The following is a 13,915-nucleotide window of genomic DNA, read 5'->3' as shown; positions in this document are numbered from 1 at the left end:
CGGCGCCCGTGGACCGATCCGGCGCGTACGGCCGGCGCGTGTGGACCGACACATCGCACGTAAGCCGACATACCGCATGTAAGCCGACCGGCGCGGGAGCATGTCCCGGCGGGGGCCCCGGCGCTAGGCTCTGGCCGTGGCCGACAAACGCCGTGAGCGCCCCGTACATCCACTGGCCCGGCGCCGCCCCGGCAAGGAGAGACGCCCGCTCCCGCCGGGCGAGCGGTTCTTCACCCCGGGCGCCACCGGCCTGCGGCGGAGGGTCGAAAGACGGAGCGCGGCCCCGCTGGTCCTCCTGTTCCAGCTCCCCCGGTGGGTGCTTCCCGTGGTGCTGGTGGCGCTGCTCCTGGCCGCCTTCGCCGTGCCGTCCCTCTGGGGCGCCCTCGCGGTGCTGCCGGTGATCGGGTTCGTCGGCTGGCTGGCCTACATGTCGTGGCCGTCACTGGGCGTCAGGGGCCGGATCCTGCGCGTCGCCCTGCTCACCTTCCTGCTGCTGCTCGCCGCCGACCGTTTCGGAGCGTTCTAAGGCGATTTTGACAACCGTTTTCATTTGCGCGCATACTGATACGCATGATGTCCGACTCCTCCCGACGTACCCGCATGTGCACCGTAGGGCTGCTCGCTCTCACCACCGTTCTCGCCGCCACGACCGCCTGCGGCTCCGGTTCCACCGACTCCGCCCAGCCCAGCGGTGCCCAGGGAGGCAGGACCGACGTCACCGCCGCCATGTACCCGCTGCAGTGGCTGGCCGAGCGGGTCGGCGGCGGCGACGCCGCCGTCACCGGCCTGACCAGGCCGGGGGTCGAGCCGCACGACCTGGAGCTGACGCTCAACCAGATCGCCGAACTGGAGAGGACCAGGCTCGTCGTCTACGTCAAGGGCGTGCAGCCCGCCGTGGACGAGGCGGTCGAGCAGCACGCGCCCGGCCGAGGCTTCGACGTGACGGGCGCGGTGAAGGTCCTCCCCGGCCCCTCGGGGGAGGGCGAGCAGGGGGACGGCGAGAACACCGGCTACGACCCGCACATCTGGCTCGACCCCTCCCGCCTCGCGACGATCGCGACCGAGCTCGGTGAGAGGCTCGCCGCGGCCGACCCCGCCCACGCGCGGGCCTACAGGGACCGTGCCAACAAGACTTCGGCCGATCTCAACGCCCTGGACGGCGAGCTGGCCCAGGGCCTGGGCAGGTGCGGTTCGACGGCGATCGTCACCAGCCACAGCGCGTTCGGCTACCTCGCCGACCGCTACAAACTCCGTCAGATCGGGATCAGTGGTCTCGATCCGGAGTCCGAGCCCGCTCCGGCCCGTCTCGCCGAGGTGGCGAAAGTGGCCAAGCAGGAGAAGGTGACTACGATTTTCACCGAGACCCTCGTCAGCCCGAAGGTCGCCGAGGTTCTCGCCAAGGAGGTCGGCGCCACGACCGCGGTCCTGGACCCGGTCGAGAGCCGACCGGCGAACGGCGACTACCTGTCCGCCATGCGCCAGAACCTCAGCACCCTTCAGGCAGCCCTGCGCTGCTCGTAAAACGCCCTTCCGCTGCTCGTAAGGCGATCTGTGACATCCAACCAAGCGGTTTTCAGCATGAACGGGGGCCAGGTCACCCTGGACCGCCGCCCGGTGCTCCGCGGCATCGACCTGACCATCGAACCCGGCGAGGCGGTGGCCGTGCTGGGGGCCAACGGGTCGGGCAAGTCCACCCTCATCCGTGCCCTGCTCGGTCTACGCCCCCTGTCCGGCGGCACGACCCTGCTGTACGGCACTCCACCCGCGCGATTCCGTGAGTGGCGGCGGATCGGCTACGTGCCCCAGCGGCTCTCGGTGGGCGGCGGCGTGCCGACCACCATCCGCGAGGTCGTCGCCTCCGGCAGGATCGCCAGACAGCGGCGGTTCCGCCCGACCGGCGCGGCCGACCGCCAGGCGACCGACCGCGCCCTGGAGGCCGTCGGCATGGCGCATCGGGCCGCCGATCCGGTTCAGTCCCTGTCCGGGGGACAGCAGCAGCGGGTGCTGATCGCCCGCGCCCTCGCCGGGGAACCCGACACCTTCGTCATGGACGAGCCCACGGCCGGCGTGGACCACGAGAGCCGGCAACTGCTGGCCGACACGCTGGGCAGGCTCATCGGCCAGGGCAGGACGGTGCTGCTGGTCGCCCACGAGCTCGGCCCGCTGGAGCCGCTGATCACCCGCGCGGTGGTGCTCAGGGACGGGTGCGTGTGCCACGATGGGCCGCCGCCCCACGCGGTCGGCGCGCACGCCCTGCCCGGCCACGACCACGTGCATCCGCACGCCGACGAGAACCCCCTGAGCCCGCTCGACTGGAGGCCCACGTCGTGATCGAGCTTCTGCGATTCGACTTCATGCAGCGGGCGCTGATCGCGGCCCTCCTGGTCGGCCTGGCCGCCCCCGCCATCGGCACCTTCATGGTGCAGCGCCGCCTGGCCCTGCTCGGCGACGGCATCGGGCACGTCGCGCTGACCGGTGTGGCGCTCGGCTTCCTGACCAACACCGCCCCGGTGCTGACCGCCGTGGTGGTCTCGGTGGCCGGCGCCGTGGCCATCGAGCTGGTCCGCGAGCGCGGCAGGACCGGCGGCGACGTGGCGCTCGCGCTGCTGTTCTACGGCGGCATCGCCGGAGGCGTGCTGCTCATCTCGCTCGCGCCGGGCCGCGGCAACTCCACCCTGATGTCCTACCTGTTCGGGTCGATCAGCAGCGTCACCGTCGAGGACGTGTGGGTGATCGCCGTGCTGGCCGCGGCGGTTCTGGGCGTCGTCCTCTTTTTCGGACGCGAACTCTACGTGCTCTGCCAGGACGAGGAGGTCGCCAAGGCCAGTGGCCTGCCGGTGCGCTTCCTGAGCCTGCTGATCGCCGTCACCGCGGCGCTGACCGTGGTCATCGCCATGCGCGTGGTGGGGCTGCTTCTGGTCAGCGCGCTGATGGTGGTCCCGGTGGCGACCAGCCAGCAGTTCACCCGGAGCTTCCGGAGCACGATGCTGCTCTCCATGCTGTTCGGAATGGCCGCCACGCTCGGAGGGCTCACCTCGTCGTTCTATGTCAAGGTGCCCCCGGGTGCCATCATTGTGATCGTAGCGCTCGGAGGGTTCGTCCTGGCCCTCGGGCTCGGTAGATTCGTACGCCGGAGCCGACCACAGGAGTCCATTCCATGAGCAACAGACGCGATGCCGTCCATGACGTTCTCCGCCACAGCGAGGGCTTCCGTAGCGCGCAGGACGTCTACGCCGAAATGCGTGCAGAAGGAGCCAAAATTGGGCTTACAACCGTCTACCGGGCGCTGCAGGCTCTCGCCGACAGCGGCCACGTCGACATGCTCAGGACCGACGACGGGGAGTCGGTCTACCGCGCGTGCACCAGCGGGGACCACCATCACCACCTGGTCTGCCGCCACTGCGGCCGGACCGTGGAGGTCGCCGGTCCCGCGGTGGAGCGCTGGGCCGAGGCGGTCGGCTCCGAGCACGGCTTCACCGAGGTGACCCACACGGTCGAGGTCTTCGGCACCTGCGCCTCGTGCTCGACCGTCCAGGTCCCCGAGGCCGTGGGCCGGGTCTGAACCGCCCCGGTGTCACGGTGGGTTCGCACGGCCGCGGGCCCCGCCCGCGGCGAACCCGTGACTCGCGGCGGGGAAAGCCCCCCGATCACGTGCCGGAGAGATAATCTTCCGGAACGGCGGACCGCCGTGCACGTTCCCCGCGCCAAAACCGCACCCAACAGGAGTCAACATGCCATTCGGACATGACATGGTGCACTCACTCGCAACCGTGGTCGATCTGGTCAACACCTCCCCGGCCACCGGAGGCCCGGACTGCCTGACCGACCTGCGCCAGCTCGGCGCGTTCGTGGAACGCCGCGAGGTGAGCGGCATCGGCGAGCTGACCACCACGGACCTGACCCGGGTGCGGGCCCTCCGCGAGGCGTTCCTCAAGGTCTTCGCCGCCCCCGACCAGGCCACCGCGGCCATTCGGCTGAACACGCTACTGAGCGGGACCCGGATCATCCCCCGGCTGACCGAGCACGACGGCCACCCCCTGCACATCCACTACTTCGCGCCGGGGGCCTCGCTCAACGAGCATCTCTCGGCCGACCTGGGCGTCGCCCTGGCCCACCTGCTCGTCGAGGGCGAGTGGGAGCGCCTGCGCACATGCTCGGCCCCCGACTGCGACAACTTCTTCGTGGACGAGTCGCGCAACCGCTCCCGGGTGTACTGCGACAGCCGCACCTGCGGCAACCGGATGCACGTCGCCGCCTACCGGGCCCGCCGCCGCGCCTGAGACACCCCCCGGGGACCACCCGTGACCGGGCTCGCGCGGCGGGGGTCCGGCCGCCCGGCTCAGCTCAGGTCCGCACCGCGTTGGGCACGGCCCCGCCGTACCTCCTGTCGCGCTTGGCGTAGGTCTCGCAGGCCTCCCACAGGTCACGACGGTCGAAGTCGGGCCAGAGGCGGTTGAGGAAGACCATCTCGGCGTAGGCCGTCTGCCAGATCAGGAAGTTGGAGGTGCGCTGCTCGCCGGAGGAGCGCACGAACAGGTCCACGTCGGGGATCCCCGGCTCGTCCAGATATCGGGCGAAGGTCTCCTCCTTCACCCTGGCCGGCTTGACCCGCCCGTCGGCGATGTCCTGGGCCAGGCGCAGCGCGGCGTCCACGATCTCGGCGCGACCGCCGTAGTTGACACAGAACTGCAGGGTCAGCGTGGAGTTGCCCTCGGTCATCCGCTCGGCGTCCTGCAACTCCTGGATGACGCTCTTCCAGAGCCGCCCCGGCCGACCGGCCCACCGGACCCGGACCCCCATCGCGTGGAGGTCGTCCCGGCGGCGGCGGATGACGTCGCGGTTGAAGCCCATCAGGAAGCGCACCTCGTCGGGGGAGCGCTTCCAGTTCTCGGTGGAGAAGGCATAGGCCGACAGGTAGGGGACGCCCAGTTCGATCGCGCCCTCGATCACGTCGAAGAGCGACGCCTCCCCCGCCTTGTGCCCCTCGGTGCGCGGCAGACCGCGCTGCTTGGCCCATCTGCCGTTGCCGTCCATCACGATCGCCACGTGCCGCGGCACGAGGTCACGGGGGATGGGGGGCGGGGTGGCGCCGGACGGGTGAGGGGACGGGGGACGGATGTTCACGTGGCGGGCTCCCTTTCTACGTGTCGGAGAGAGCGTATGCCGTGCTCCAGGTGCCATTGGAGGTAAGCGGCGACCAGGCCGCTGCACTCGACGCGGTGCCGGTGGTCGGAGGCGTCGGCGGTGAGCCAGTCGCCCTTGAGCAGCGAGGCCATCAGGGTGATCGTCTCCCCGGCGGGCACCGCGGCGCCCGCGGGACGGCAGGCCCCGCACACCACTCCCCCCGCCACGATGGCGAAGGCCCGCAGCGCGGTGCCCTTGCACCGGGCGCACGCCTCCAGCGCGGGGGCGTAACCGGCGACGGCCAGCGAGCGCAGGAAGTAGGCGTCGAGCACCAGCCGGGGCTCGTGCTCCCCGCCCCCGAGCGTGCGCAGGCCCCCGACCAGCAGCAGGAACTGCCGCAGGGCCGGCTCCTTCTCCGCCATGATCAGCCGGTCCGCGGTCTCCAGCATCGCGGTGCCCGCCGTGTAGCGCGGGTAGTCGGCCACGAGCGCCTCGCCGTACGGGCGGATGGTCTCGGCCTGGGTGATCACATCGAGCGTGCGGCCGGTGTGAAGCTGAAGGTCGACGTGGGTGAACGGCTCCAGCCGCGCGCCGAAGCGCGACATGGTCCGCCTGACCCCCTTGGCCACACCCCGGATCTTGCCGGTCCGTCTGGTCAGGACGGTGACGATGCGGTCGGCCTCGCCCAGCTTGTGGGTGCGGAGCACGACGCCCTCGTCACGGTACAGACTCACCCGATCAGTCTAGTGCGGTGACCTGCGTGACGGGGCTTCAATCATGATCAACGGGCACGGATGGATCACGAGTGCGTGTTGTTCCCCTAAAACTCATTAAACTTTGGCCCCTGGCGACCTCTCCGCGCCATGTTTCACCCCATCCCTGCATGAAAGGGTCCCATGCCCCGCGTGGTCCTGCTGGGTTCATCCCCCGGCCCCGATGCCGCTCCCGGTCAGTCGACCCCGTCCGCCGCGCTGACTCTGCCCGCGTTGCCCGGCTGCCCCACGGTGATCGGCAAGCTGCACGGCCAGCTCGCCTCCCTCGACCCCGCACCGGTGACGATCGCCCGCTCGGGCGACGCCGCGGCCTACCGGGGCCTGCCAGGGCGGCTCGTCCAGACCTCCGATCTGGCCGGCGACCTGCGCGCCGTGGCCGACGCGGTCGAGCACGCCACCGAGAACCTGCTCATCCTCCCGGCCGGCTCACTGATCCACGACGAGCTGATCTACCAGATCACCAAATCGAAGCGCGGCGCGCTCGCGCTGATCGTCAAGGAGCCCCGCGAGGAGGACGAGAACGGTGACGCCATCGTCCCCGACGTCCCCATCGAGGAGGCGCTGCCGGAGATCGGCGACCGGACCCTGGAGGGTCTCCCCGTCCGGGTCCGCGCCGGCAGGTCCCGGGTGATCTCGGTGGGCTCGGCCTTCCACGCGGTCACCCGTCCCAACTCCGTCCTCCTCGGCCCGCTGCACCTGCACCACAAACACGCGGCCACGCTGGCGGAGGCCGCCCGCGAGCTCGCGGACATGGCCCACCTGTTCGGCCCGGAGGACGACCTGGTCCAGCTCCTGGTCCTGGGGCTGGTACGGCGGGGCGTCTCGGTCGGCGTCCGGGGGCGGCGGGACCTGTTCTTCCGCCGGCTGAACACCCCGGAGGAGGCCGCCCAGGCGGTGGCCGAGATGTCGTCGTTCAACGAGGACCAGGCCCGGCTGAACAACGCGGTCAAGGGCGCCGACGGTTTCTTCACGACCTACTTCGTCAGCACCTACTCGCGCTTCATCGCCCGCTGGGCCGCCCGGCGCGGGCTCACGCCCAACCAGGTCACACTGATCTCGATCGCGCTGGGCGTGGCGGCGGCGGCCTGTTTCGCCACCGGCGCGCGGGCCGGGATGGTCGCCGGCGGCATCCTGATCTACTTCGCGTTCGTGTTCGACTGCGTGGACGGGCAGGTAGCCCGCTACGCCCGCAAGTTCGGTGTGCTCGGGGCGTGGCTGGACGCCACCTTCGACCGGTTCAAGGAGTATGTGGTCTTCGCCGGTCTGGCGGTCGGCGCGGCCGTCTCCGGCGTGGGCGACGTGTGGACACTGGCACTGATCGCGCTCGGCGTGCAGTCCATCAGGCACCTGCTGGACTTCTCCTTCGGCGCGGCCAACCGGCGCAGACCCCCGTCACCGCTGCCCTCGGTATCGCTGTCGGTCAGTCCCGACACCGACCTTCGCGCGGCCCTGGAGCAGCGGAAGATCGCACGCAGCGGCGGGATCCGCGGCCTGCTGAGGATCTGGGCCAAGGCGGGCAAGTACAAGATCGTCTATTGGGTCCGCAAGATGATCGTGTTCCCGATCGGCGAGCGCTTCGCCGCCATCGCGATCGTCGGTGCCCTCTTCGACGCCCGGGTCACCTTCCTCACCCTGATCATCTGGGGTGGCATCGGCGCCACCTACTCTCTCACCGGACGTCTGATGAGGTCACTCGCATGATCACCCAGCCGCAGACCACCCCCGCCCCGGACCCCTACGAGGAGCGGCTGCGCGTCCAGACCGCCCGGCTCCTCGCCTACCGCGACGACGGCCCGCTGGTGGCGGCGCTCCGCGGCCGGGTCGGCCCGGGACTGCCCCCGGTGCCGTCCGTCGTCGTCGCGCTGCTCGCGATCGTCGCGATGGCGGCGACCGGGCTGCTGAAGGACGGCCCGATCCTGCTCGCCCCGGTGCTGATCATGGTGGCCCTGGTGCTGCCGACCGCGGCCCGCGACCACCTGGGGCGGCTCGACTGGCTGGTGCCGCCGCTGATCCGGGGGACCGAGTTTCTCACGATCATCCTGATCGGCCTGGACGCCGGGGCGCCCAAGTGGATGCTGTTCGTGCTGATCTACGTGATCGGTTACCACACCTACGACACGGTGTACCGGACGCGGCAGAGCATCTGGCCGCCCGACTGGGTGTTCAAGGCGGGCCTGGGCTGGGAGATCCGGCTGCTGCTGATCGGCGCCGGGGCCGCGCTGGGCGTGCTGACCTGGGTGCTGGCCGCGCTCACGCTCTACCTCGGCGTGCTGTTCGCCGTGGAGAGCGTGACGAGCTGGGTCCGCCTGGACAAGGCGACGGCGCTCGCCCAGGCCGGTGACGACCTGGAGGCCTCCCCCGAGGAGGCCATGGAGCAGGCCACCGGCGAGGCCGAGACCGCCTGAGACCCCCGCGGGGCCGAGACCCCGGCCCGAAACCCGGCCCGGCCGTCCGCCGGAGACATGGATCGATCCCGGGACCTCCGTGGGGCGGGGCCCGGGACACCCGCCGCAGGTGGACTCGTTCCAAAACGGCCTAGACCATCAGGGGTCCTCCCGAGCCTCCCGGGGGGCCGCGAAAGTCTCTCGCGGTCTCTCACTGTGCTAGAAAACAACGTGGAACTAGACAGATTGGATCGTGACATTATCGGGGCGCTCGTCGAGGATGCCCGTGCCACCTACGCGGAGATCGGCCAGCGTGTCGGCCTGTCGGCGTCGGCGGTGAAACGGCGAGTGGACCGGCTGCGCGAGACGGGGGCCATCACCGGATTCACCGCCCGGGTGGAACCCGCGGCGCTCGGCTGGACCACCGAGGCCTATGTGGAGCTGTTCTGTGCGGGCAAGACCTCGCCGGCGGAGATCGGGGTGGCCGTCACCCGCCATCCCGAGGTGGTCTCCGCGTGCACCATCACCGGCGAGGCCGACGCCCTGCTGCACATCAGGGCCACCGATGTGCGCCACGTGGAGCAGGTGATCGAGCGCATCGCCTCGGAGACGTTCGTGGTGCGGACCAAGAGCTCCATCGTGCTCTCCCGCCTGATCGACGCGCCGTTGATCACCTCACACAACGAATCGCCGTTCGTCGCCTGAACTACGCAACAAACCCGCGCCAACGCGCAAAAACAAGCTCTTGGCCCGCGTGAACCCCCGTTTCTAGGCTTGTGCCGTCCTCACCACGACGTCCCTTACGGGGTTTCCATGACCAAGCACTACCTCATGTGTCGGCCCGACCACTTCGCGGTCGAGTACGCGATCAATCCGTGGATGGACCCCGAGTCCGGCGCCGACCGCGAGGTGGCGGTCCGGCAGTGGGAGGGGCTCAAGAGCGCCTACGAGGACCTCGGACACCGGGTCAGCCTGATCGACCCGGTGGAAGGCCTGCCGGACATGGTCTTCGCCGCCAACGGGGCACTGGTCGTCGGCGGCCGGGTGTACGGCGCGCGGTTCACCCATCGGGAGCGCGCGGCCGAGGGGCCCGCCTACCTGGACTGGTTCGCCCGCAACGGCTACGACCGGCTGCACGAGCCCGCCTTCACCAACGAGGGCGAGGGCGACTTCCTCACGCTCGACCATCTGGTGCTGGCCGGGACGGGGTTCCGCACCGACGTCGGCGCGCACGGGGAGGCCCAGGAGTTCCTCGGCCGGCCGACGGTGTCGCTGCGGCTGGTGGACCCGCGGTTCTACCACCTGGACACCGCCCTGTTCCCGCTAAACGGACATAACGTGGCATACTTCCCAGGGGCCTTCTCGGCGGGAAGCCAGGAGGTGCTGAGAAGCCTCTTCCCCGACGCCGTCATCGCAGACGAGAATGACGCGACCGTGCTGGGACTCAACGCGGTCAGCGACGGCACCAATGTGGTCATCAACGCAGAGGCGACCGGCCTCCAGCTGGAGCTCAAGCGTCGCGGCTTCGAGGTCGTCCCGGTGGAGCTGTCGGAGCTCCGCAAGGCAGGCGGCGGCCCCAAGTGCTGCACGTTGGAGATCCGGGGATAACTCACGGTAGGACGGTCACGAACCAAGGAACGGCGAGTATCGGATGACGAGCACAGAAGAGTTCATTGAACTCAGCGAGCGCCGTAGCGCGCATAACTACCATCCTCTTCCCGTCGTGATCGCCGAGGCGCAGGGCGCCTGGGTGACCGACGTGGAGGGCAAGAGGTTCCTGGACTGCCTGTCGGGCTACTCATCACTGAACTTCGGCCACGGCAACCCGAAGATCATCGGAGCGGCCCAGGAGCAGCTGGCGAAGCTCACTCTGACCAGCCGCGCCTTCTTCCACGACCAGTTCGCCACCTTCGCCGCCGGCCTGGGCGACCTCACCGGCAAGGACATGGTCCTGCCGATGAACACCGGCGCCGAGGCCGTGGAGACCGCCGTCAAGGTGGCCCGCAAGTGGGGTTACCAGGTCAAGGGCGTGGCCCAGGACCAGGCCAACATCATCGTGATGGAGGACAACTTCCACGGCCGCACCACCACGATCATCAGCTTCTCCACCGATCCGGACGCCCACGACGACTTCGGCCCCTACACCCCCGGTTTCAAGGTCGTGAAGTACGGCTCGATCGAGGCGATCCGCGAGGCCGTCGACGCCAACACCGTCGCGGTGCTGCTGGAGCCCATCCAGGGCGAGGCCGGCGTGCTGATCCCCCCGGACGGCTACCTCACCCAGGTCCGCGAGCTGTGCACCGCGGAGAACGTCCTGATGATCGCCGACGAGATCCAGTCCGGCCTCGGCCGCACCGGAGAGACCTTCGCCTGCGACCACGAGGGGGTCGTGCCCGACATCTACGTGCTGGGCAAGGCCCTGGGCGGCGGTGTCGTCCCGGTCTCGGCGATCACCGCCGACGAGGACGTGCTCGGCGTGATCAAGCCGGGCCAGCACGGCTCGACCTTCGGCGGCAACCCGCTCGCCTGCGCGGTGGCAGGCGCCGTCATCGAGATGCTCAACACCGGCGAGTACCAGGCCAGGGCCAAGGAGCTCGGGGCGGTGCTGCACGAGAGGCTCCGCGGCCTGATCGGCCAGGGCGTGGTCTCGGTACGCTGCCGGGGCCTGTGGGCCGGCGTCGACGTCGACCCCTCCCTCGCCACCGGCCGGGAGATCTCCAAGGCGCTGATGCGCCGCGGCGTCCTGGCCAAGGACACCCACGGCTCCACCATCCGCCTCGCCCCGCCGATCGTCGTCTCCGAGGAGGACCTCAACTGGGCCGTCGACCAGCTCGCCGACGCCCTCAAGGAATACGCCGGGTAACCCGGCACGGGCCCGGTACGGCACCGTACAGGACCGCACGGGACCATGCGGGTACGGCCCGCGTCCCGCCTGTCGTTCTCGTGGTCGTCGCGACACCTCGGTCGAGGGCCGCGACGGGCCGTGAGATCCGGGAGGGGCGAGAGCGCTCCCGGGGCGCGGGCCGTACCCGGGCGGCCCGCGCCGCCGTCCGCCCGGCACCGGTACCGGCGGCGCCCCCGGCCGGCACTCCCCGCGGACGTCCCTAGGGGGTGAGCTTCACCGTACTGATCTCCGAGATCCCGTTGGTCCCGGCGGTGTCCCACCGGACGGAGAGCGGCACGGTGTCCAGCGACAGACCGGCCACCGCGTTGGAGAACCACGGGCCGTGGATGATCCGCCAGCTGAACGGCGGCCTGGGGATCCTGGCCAGGCGGGACAGGCTGCCGCCGATCAGGGTGGCGAGGCCGAACTGCGCGACGATGTTGGCCAGCCGGAGCGTACGGCTCAGCGGATTGCGGATCGGCGAGCAGACAAGCTGATAGATGGGCAGCCCCTTGGCCTTGGCCACATAGGAGTAGTGCACGTCGCCGGAGAGGAGGACCACGGGCTTGCCCAGCGCCGCGAGCAGCCTGGACAGGTCCTCGAAGGAGCGGCGGAAGGCCGCCCAGTGCTCCAGGTCGACGGCCTGGCGGAGCGCCTCGGACCACCGGGCCACCCGCCTGCCCCAGGCGCCCTGGGCCAGGGCCTCGTTCCAGTTCTGGATGTGGTGGATGCCGGCGGGCAGCAGGAACGGCACCGAGGTGCCGATCACGAAGCGCTCGGCGCCGCCCCGGTGGAGCTGCTCGGTGAGCCACTCCCACTCCACCGGATCGATCATGCGCCGGTCGCCGGGGGTGAGCTGGCGGGCACAGCGCGAGTCGAGCATGATCAGACGGGTGTCGCCGAGGTCGCGGCAGTAGCTCCAGCGGTTGTCGGCGGGGACCTGGTAGGAGTGTTCGGCGAAGGCGTCGAGAAGATCGGCCCCGTCGTCCTCCCCGGCGCACAGCTTGCCGAGCAGTTCGTCGGACGCGCGCTCCGCCGGGGACAGGTTGCCCAGATGCTGGTAGACCCAGTAGGCGCCGAGCCCGGAGACGACCCGGCGCCGCCACCACGGAACCCCGGCCATCTTCTCGCGCCAGGAGGCGGAGGTGTTGAAGTCGTCCCGCAGGTCGTGGTCATCGAAGATCATGGCGCTGGGCACCGTGGAGAGGATCCAGCGGATCTCCGGGTCGGTCCAGGCGACCCGGTACAGCTCGGCGTACTCCTCGAAGTCGGCGATCTCGGTCTTCGGCTCGTCGTCCCTGCGCCCGGCGATGAACTTCAGCATCTCCGCGGAGGGCTCGTCGGCGTAGACCTGGTCGCCGAGCAGCAGGAGCATGTCGGGCCACTCCTCCCGCGGCCTCTCCATCAACGTGCAGCCGTAGGCGCGCAGAACGTCCACCCCGTGGGAGACGGTGTGCGGCATGTCGTGCGGCACGCTGGTCCGGCAGGAACCGAACATCACCCGCCGCGGCCCTCCGGGGCCGAGAAGCCGGATGTGGCTGGGCGGCTGGTCCGGCAACGGCCAGACGGCCCTTCCGCCGAGGCGGACCTCGTAGGTCCCCTCCCCGGAGACGTCCACGATCGCATAGTGGTGGCCGTGCACGGAGAACGTCCGCGCCCGCGTCTCCACCCCGCCGACCTCGACCGTCACCTCACACGGCTCGCTGGTCTCCACCCATATCGACGCGCTCGTCTCGTCCACGTAACGCAGCAGCGGCCCGACCACAAGTTCCGGCACGTTCAACCCCTCAGCCACTACTCAACCGGCGGGCTCCGACGTCCTGAAGCCCGCCCTGTCGGCACGTCCCATCACGGTGCCCGGACCTTCACAGTGCCCGGACACCAGGGCGGATAACAACGGATGACACCAAAGTAGGGGAATACCCAAAACGCGGCCACAGGATCGCAAGTGACCGCATCACCCGGTAAAGGTCTGACAAATCATCCGGCGGCCACCGTCCGCCGGGCGAGGTGCCACCGACCGCGCGCTCTCGCGCCACGACGGGCAGACCCCCGGCGGGGCCGGGCCGCACGGCGGCTCATCCGGGCGGGCGCCGCGATGACGGCCCCAGGGGCCGTCCGCGAGATCTTTGAGCTTTTTTACCATCTCTTTGAGATCGTCAGGGGCGTCCGGGCCCGGCGTCACCGGGCACTCGGGCAGGTCTCCGGGGGACCCTCGGAAAACTCGGGCGGCTTCCCGGCGCCCCTCAGGAGCGGAGAGCCGGCCCCATGACGAGACGCTCGGCCGACGGCCTGCCGGAGGCCGGCGCGTCCAGGGCGTGGACCAGCCTCTCCAGTTCGAGCATGAGCCGCTCGGTGCGCTCGGTGCCGTAGGCGTCCTCGATCACCCCGTGGTGTCCGGCGACCCCGCCCTCGACCCGGTCCAGCAGCTCGGCCCCCCGGTCGGCGAGGAAGACCGCGACCTTGCGGCGGTCGGCCGGGTCGTGGCCGCGGTAGACCAGCGAACGGTCGATGAGCCGGTCGATCGCCTTGGTCAGCGTCGGGTGCGGCATCAGCACGGCCTCGGCCAGGTCTCCCATGGAGTGGCCGCGATCGTCGGCGAGGGCACGCAGGATGCGCCACTGCTCCACGGTCACGTCCTCGGCGGTCAGCACGGCCGCGAGCCCCCGGTTGACACTACGTTCGGCCCTGCTGAGGAGGTAGGCGAGCGAGGATCCCAGTCCGGTCGTCACCACGTGAAACTCCCGCCT

At 70.3% G+C, this 13,915-nt stretch carries 15 protein-coding genes; 11 read left to right on the top strand and 4 right to left on the bottom strand.

Going from position 1 to position 13,915, the window contains the following annotated elements:
* Positions 1 to 136 precede the first annotated feature (136 nt).
* The 6 genes from ACWEF2_RS18350 (at position 137) to ACWEF2_RS18325 (ending at position 4,280) form a co-directional block, all read left to right on the top strand.
* Positions 137 to 526: a DUF6703 family protein gene (locus ACWEF2_RS18350; RefSeq protein ID WP_453816621.1), complete on the top strand. Its 390-nt coding sequence runs from the start codon at positions 137 to 139 to the stop codon at positions 524 to 526.
* 74 nt (positions 527 to 600) lie between these two features.
* The gene (locus ACWEF2_RS18345; protein ID WP_453816619.1) at positions 601 to 1,521 is read left to right on the top strand and encodes a metal ABC transporter substrate-binding protein; all 921 of its coding nucleotides are present in this window, start codon (positions 601 to 603) and stop codon (positions 1,519 to 1,521) included.
* A 57-nt stretch (positions 1,522 to 1,578) separates the two neighbouring features.
* Complete coding sequence (locus ACWEF2_RS18340; RefSeq protein WP_453816617.1) at positions 1,579 to 2,331, top strand: metal ABC transporter ATP-binding protein; 753 nt, start codon at positions 1,579 to 1,581, stop codon at positions 2,329 to 2,331.
* A complete protein-coding gene (locus ACWEF2_RS18335; RefSeq protein ID WP_453816615.1) occupies positions 2,328 to 3,161 on the top strand; it encodes a metal ABC transporter permease in 834 nt (277 codons plus the stop codon). Before ACWEF2_RS18340 ends, ACWEF2_RS18335 begins: the two co-directional genes overlap by 4 nt.
* Positions 3,158 to 3,562 carry a Fur family transcriptional regulator gene (locus tag ACWEF2_RS18330; RefSeq protein WP_453816613.1) on the top strand — a complete coding sequence of 135 codons (405 nt, stop codon included), beginning with the start codon at positions 3,158 to 3,160 and terminating at the stop codon, positions 3,560 to 3,562. The genes ACWEF2_RS18335 and ACWEF2_RS18330 overlap by 4 nt, the downstream gene beginning before the upstream one ends.
* Before the next feature lie 169 nt (positions 3,563 to 3,731).
* On the top strand, positions 3,732 to 4,280 hold the full coding sequence (locus tag ACWEF2_RS18325) for a CGNR zinc finger domain-containing protein (RefSeq protein WP_355592940.1): 549 nt from the start codon (positions 3,732 to 3,734) through the stop codon (positions 4,278 to 4,280).
* Between the two features lie 64 nt (positions 4,281 to 4,344).
* On the opposite strand, the gene ACWEF2_RS18320 is transcribed toward ACWEF2_RS18325, so the two are convergent.
* Positions 4,345 to 5,124, bottom strand: coding sequence for an isoprenyl transferase (locus ACWEF2_RS18320; RefSeq protein ID WP_453816611.1), 780 nt, complete (start codon positions 5,122 to 5,124; stop codon positions 4,345 to 4,347).
* Positions 5,121 to 5,858, bottom strand: a complete 738-nt coding sequence (gene recO / locus ACWEF2_RS18315) for a DNA repair protein RecO (RefSeq protein ID WP_453816609.1) — start codon at positions 5,856 to 5,858, stop codon at positions 5,121 to 5,123. The genes ACWEF2_RS18320 and recO overlap by 4 nt, the downstream gene beginning before the upstream one ends.
* Before the next feature lie 162 nt (positions 5,859 to 6,020).
* Between recO and ACWEF2_RS18310 the strand changes: the two genes are divergently transcribed.
* The 5 genes from ACWEF2_RS18310 (at position 6,021) to rocD (ending at position 11,144) form a co-directional block, all read left to right on the top strand.
* The gene (locus tag ACWEF2_RS18310; RefSeq protein ID WP_453816607.1) at positions 6,021 to 7,598 is read left to right on the top strand and encodes a CDP-alcohol phosphatidyltransferase family protein; all 1,578 of its coding nucleotides are present in this window, start codon (positions 6,021 to 6,023) and stop codon (positions 7,596 to 7,598) included.
* Positions 7,595 to 8,302, top strand: coding sequence for a DUF5941 domain-containing protein (locus ACWEF2_RS18305; RefSeq protein WP_453816605.1), 708 nt, complete (start codon positions 7,595 to 7,597; stop codon positions 8,300 to 8,302). Before ACWEF2_RS18310 ends, ACWEF2_RS18305 begins: the two co-directional genes overlap by 4 nt.
* A gap of 210 nt (positions 8,303 to 8,512) precedes the next feature.
* Positions 8,513 to 8,986 (top strand): Lrp/AsnC family transcriptional regulator, encoded by a 474-nt coding sequence (locus ACWEF2_RS18300; protein ID WP_355592950.1) that lies wholly within the window; start codon positions 8,513 to 8,515, stop codon positions 8,984 to 8,986.
* 108 nt (positions 8,987 to 9,094) lie between these two features.
* Positions 9,095 to 9,889, top strand: a complete 795-nt coding sequence (gene ddaH, locus ACWEF2_RS18295) for a dimethylargininase (RefSeq protein ID WP_355592952.1) — start codon at positions 9,095 to 9,097, stop codon at positions 9,887 to 9,889.
* A 43-nt stretch (positions 9,890 to 9,932) separates the two neighbouring features.
* Positions 9,933 to 11,144 carry an ornithine--oxo-acid transaminase gene (gene rocD, locus ACWEF2_RS18290; protein ID WP_453816602.1) on the top strand — a complete coding sequence of 404 codons (1,212 nt, stop codon included), beginning with the start codon at positions 9,933 to 9,935 and terminating at the stop codon, positions 11,142 to 11,144.
* A 241-nt stretch (positions 11,145 to 11,385) separates the two neighbouring features.
* Here rocD and ACWEF2_RS18285 read toward each other — a convergent pair whose 3' ends face one another.
* The gene (locus ACWEF2_RS18285; protein ID WP_453816600.1) at positions 11,386 to 12,942 is read right to left on the bottom strand and encodes an alkaline phosphatase D family protein; all 1,557 of its coding nucleotides are present in this window, start codon (positions 12,940 to 12,942) and stop codon (positions 11,386 to 11,388) included.
* Positions 12,943 to 13,411: 469 nt separating this feature from the next.
* On the bottom strand, positions 13,412 to 13,900 hold the full coding sequence (locus ACWEF2_RS18280) for a MarR family winged helix-turn-helix transcriptional regulator (RefSeq protein WP_453816598.1): 489 nt from the start codon (positions 13,898 to 13,900) through the stop codon (positions 13,412 to 13,414).
* Between the last annotated feature and the right edge of the window lie 15 nt (positions 13,901 to 13,915).

It is taken from the genome of Streptosporangium sp. NPDC004631 (assembly GCF_053601935.1).
The sequence above is the reverse complement of the archived record's forward strand: the minus strand, read 5'-3'. Positions and strand labels throughout refer to the sequence as shown.

Coding starts and splice junctions, on each gene's coding strand:
- ACWEF2_RS18325 (WP_355592940.1), top strand. CDS start 3,732: ATGCCATTCGGACATGACATGGTGCACTCACTCGCAACCGTGGTCGAT.
- ACWEF2_RS18340 (WP_453816617.1), top strand. CDS start 1,579: ATGAACGGGGGCCAGGTCACCCTGGACCGCCGCCCGGTGCTCCGCGGC.
- ACWEF2_RS18310 (WP_453816607.1), top strand. CDS start 6,021: ATGCCCCGCGTGGTCCTGCTGGGTTCATCCCCCGGCCCCGATGCCGCT.
- ACWEF2_RS18330 (WP_453816613.1), top strand. CDS start 3,158: ATGAGCAACAGACGCGATGCCGTCCATGACGTTCTCCGCCACAGCGAG.
- rocD (WP_453816602.1), top strand. CDS start 9,933: ATGACGAGCACAGAAGAGTTCATTGAACTCAGCGAGCGCCGTAGCGCG.
- ACWEF2_RS18305 (WP_453816605.1), top strand. CDS start 7,595: ATGATCACCCAGCCGCAGACCACCCCCGCCCCGGACCCCTACGAGGAG.
- ACWEF2_RS18345 (WP_453816619.1), top strand. CDS start 601: ATGTGCACCGTAGGGCTGCTCGCTCTCACCACCGTTCTCGCCGCCACG.
- ddaH (WP_355592952.1), top strand. CDS start 9,095: ATGACCAAGCACTACCTCATGTGTCGGCCCGACCACTTCGCGGTCGAG.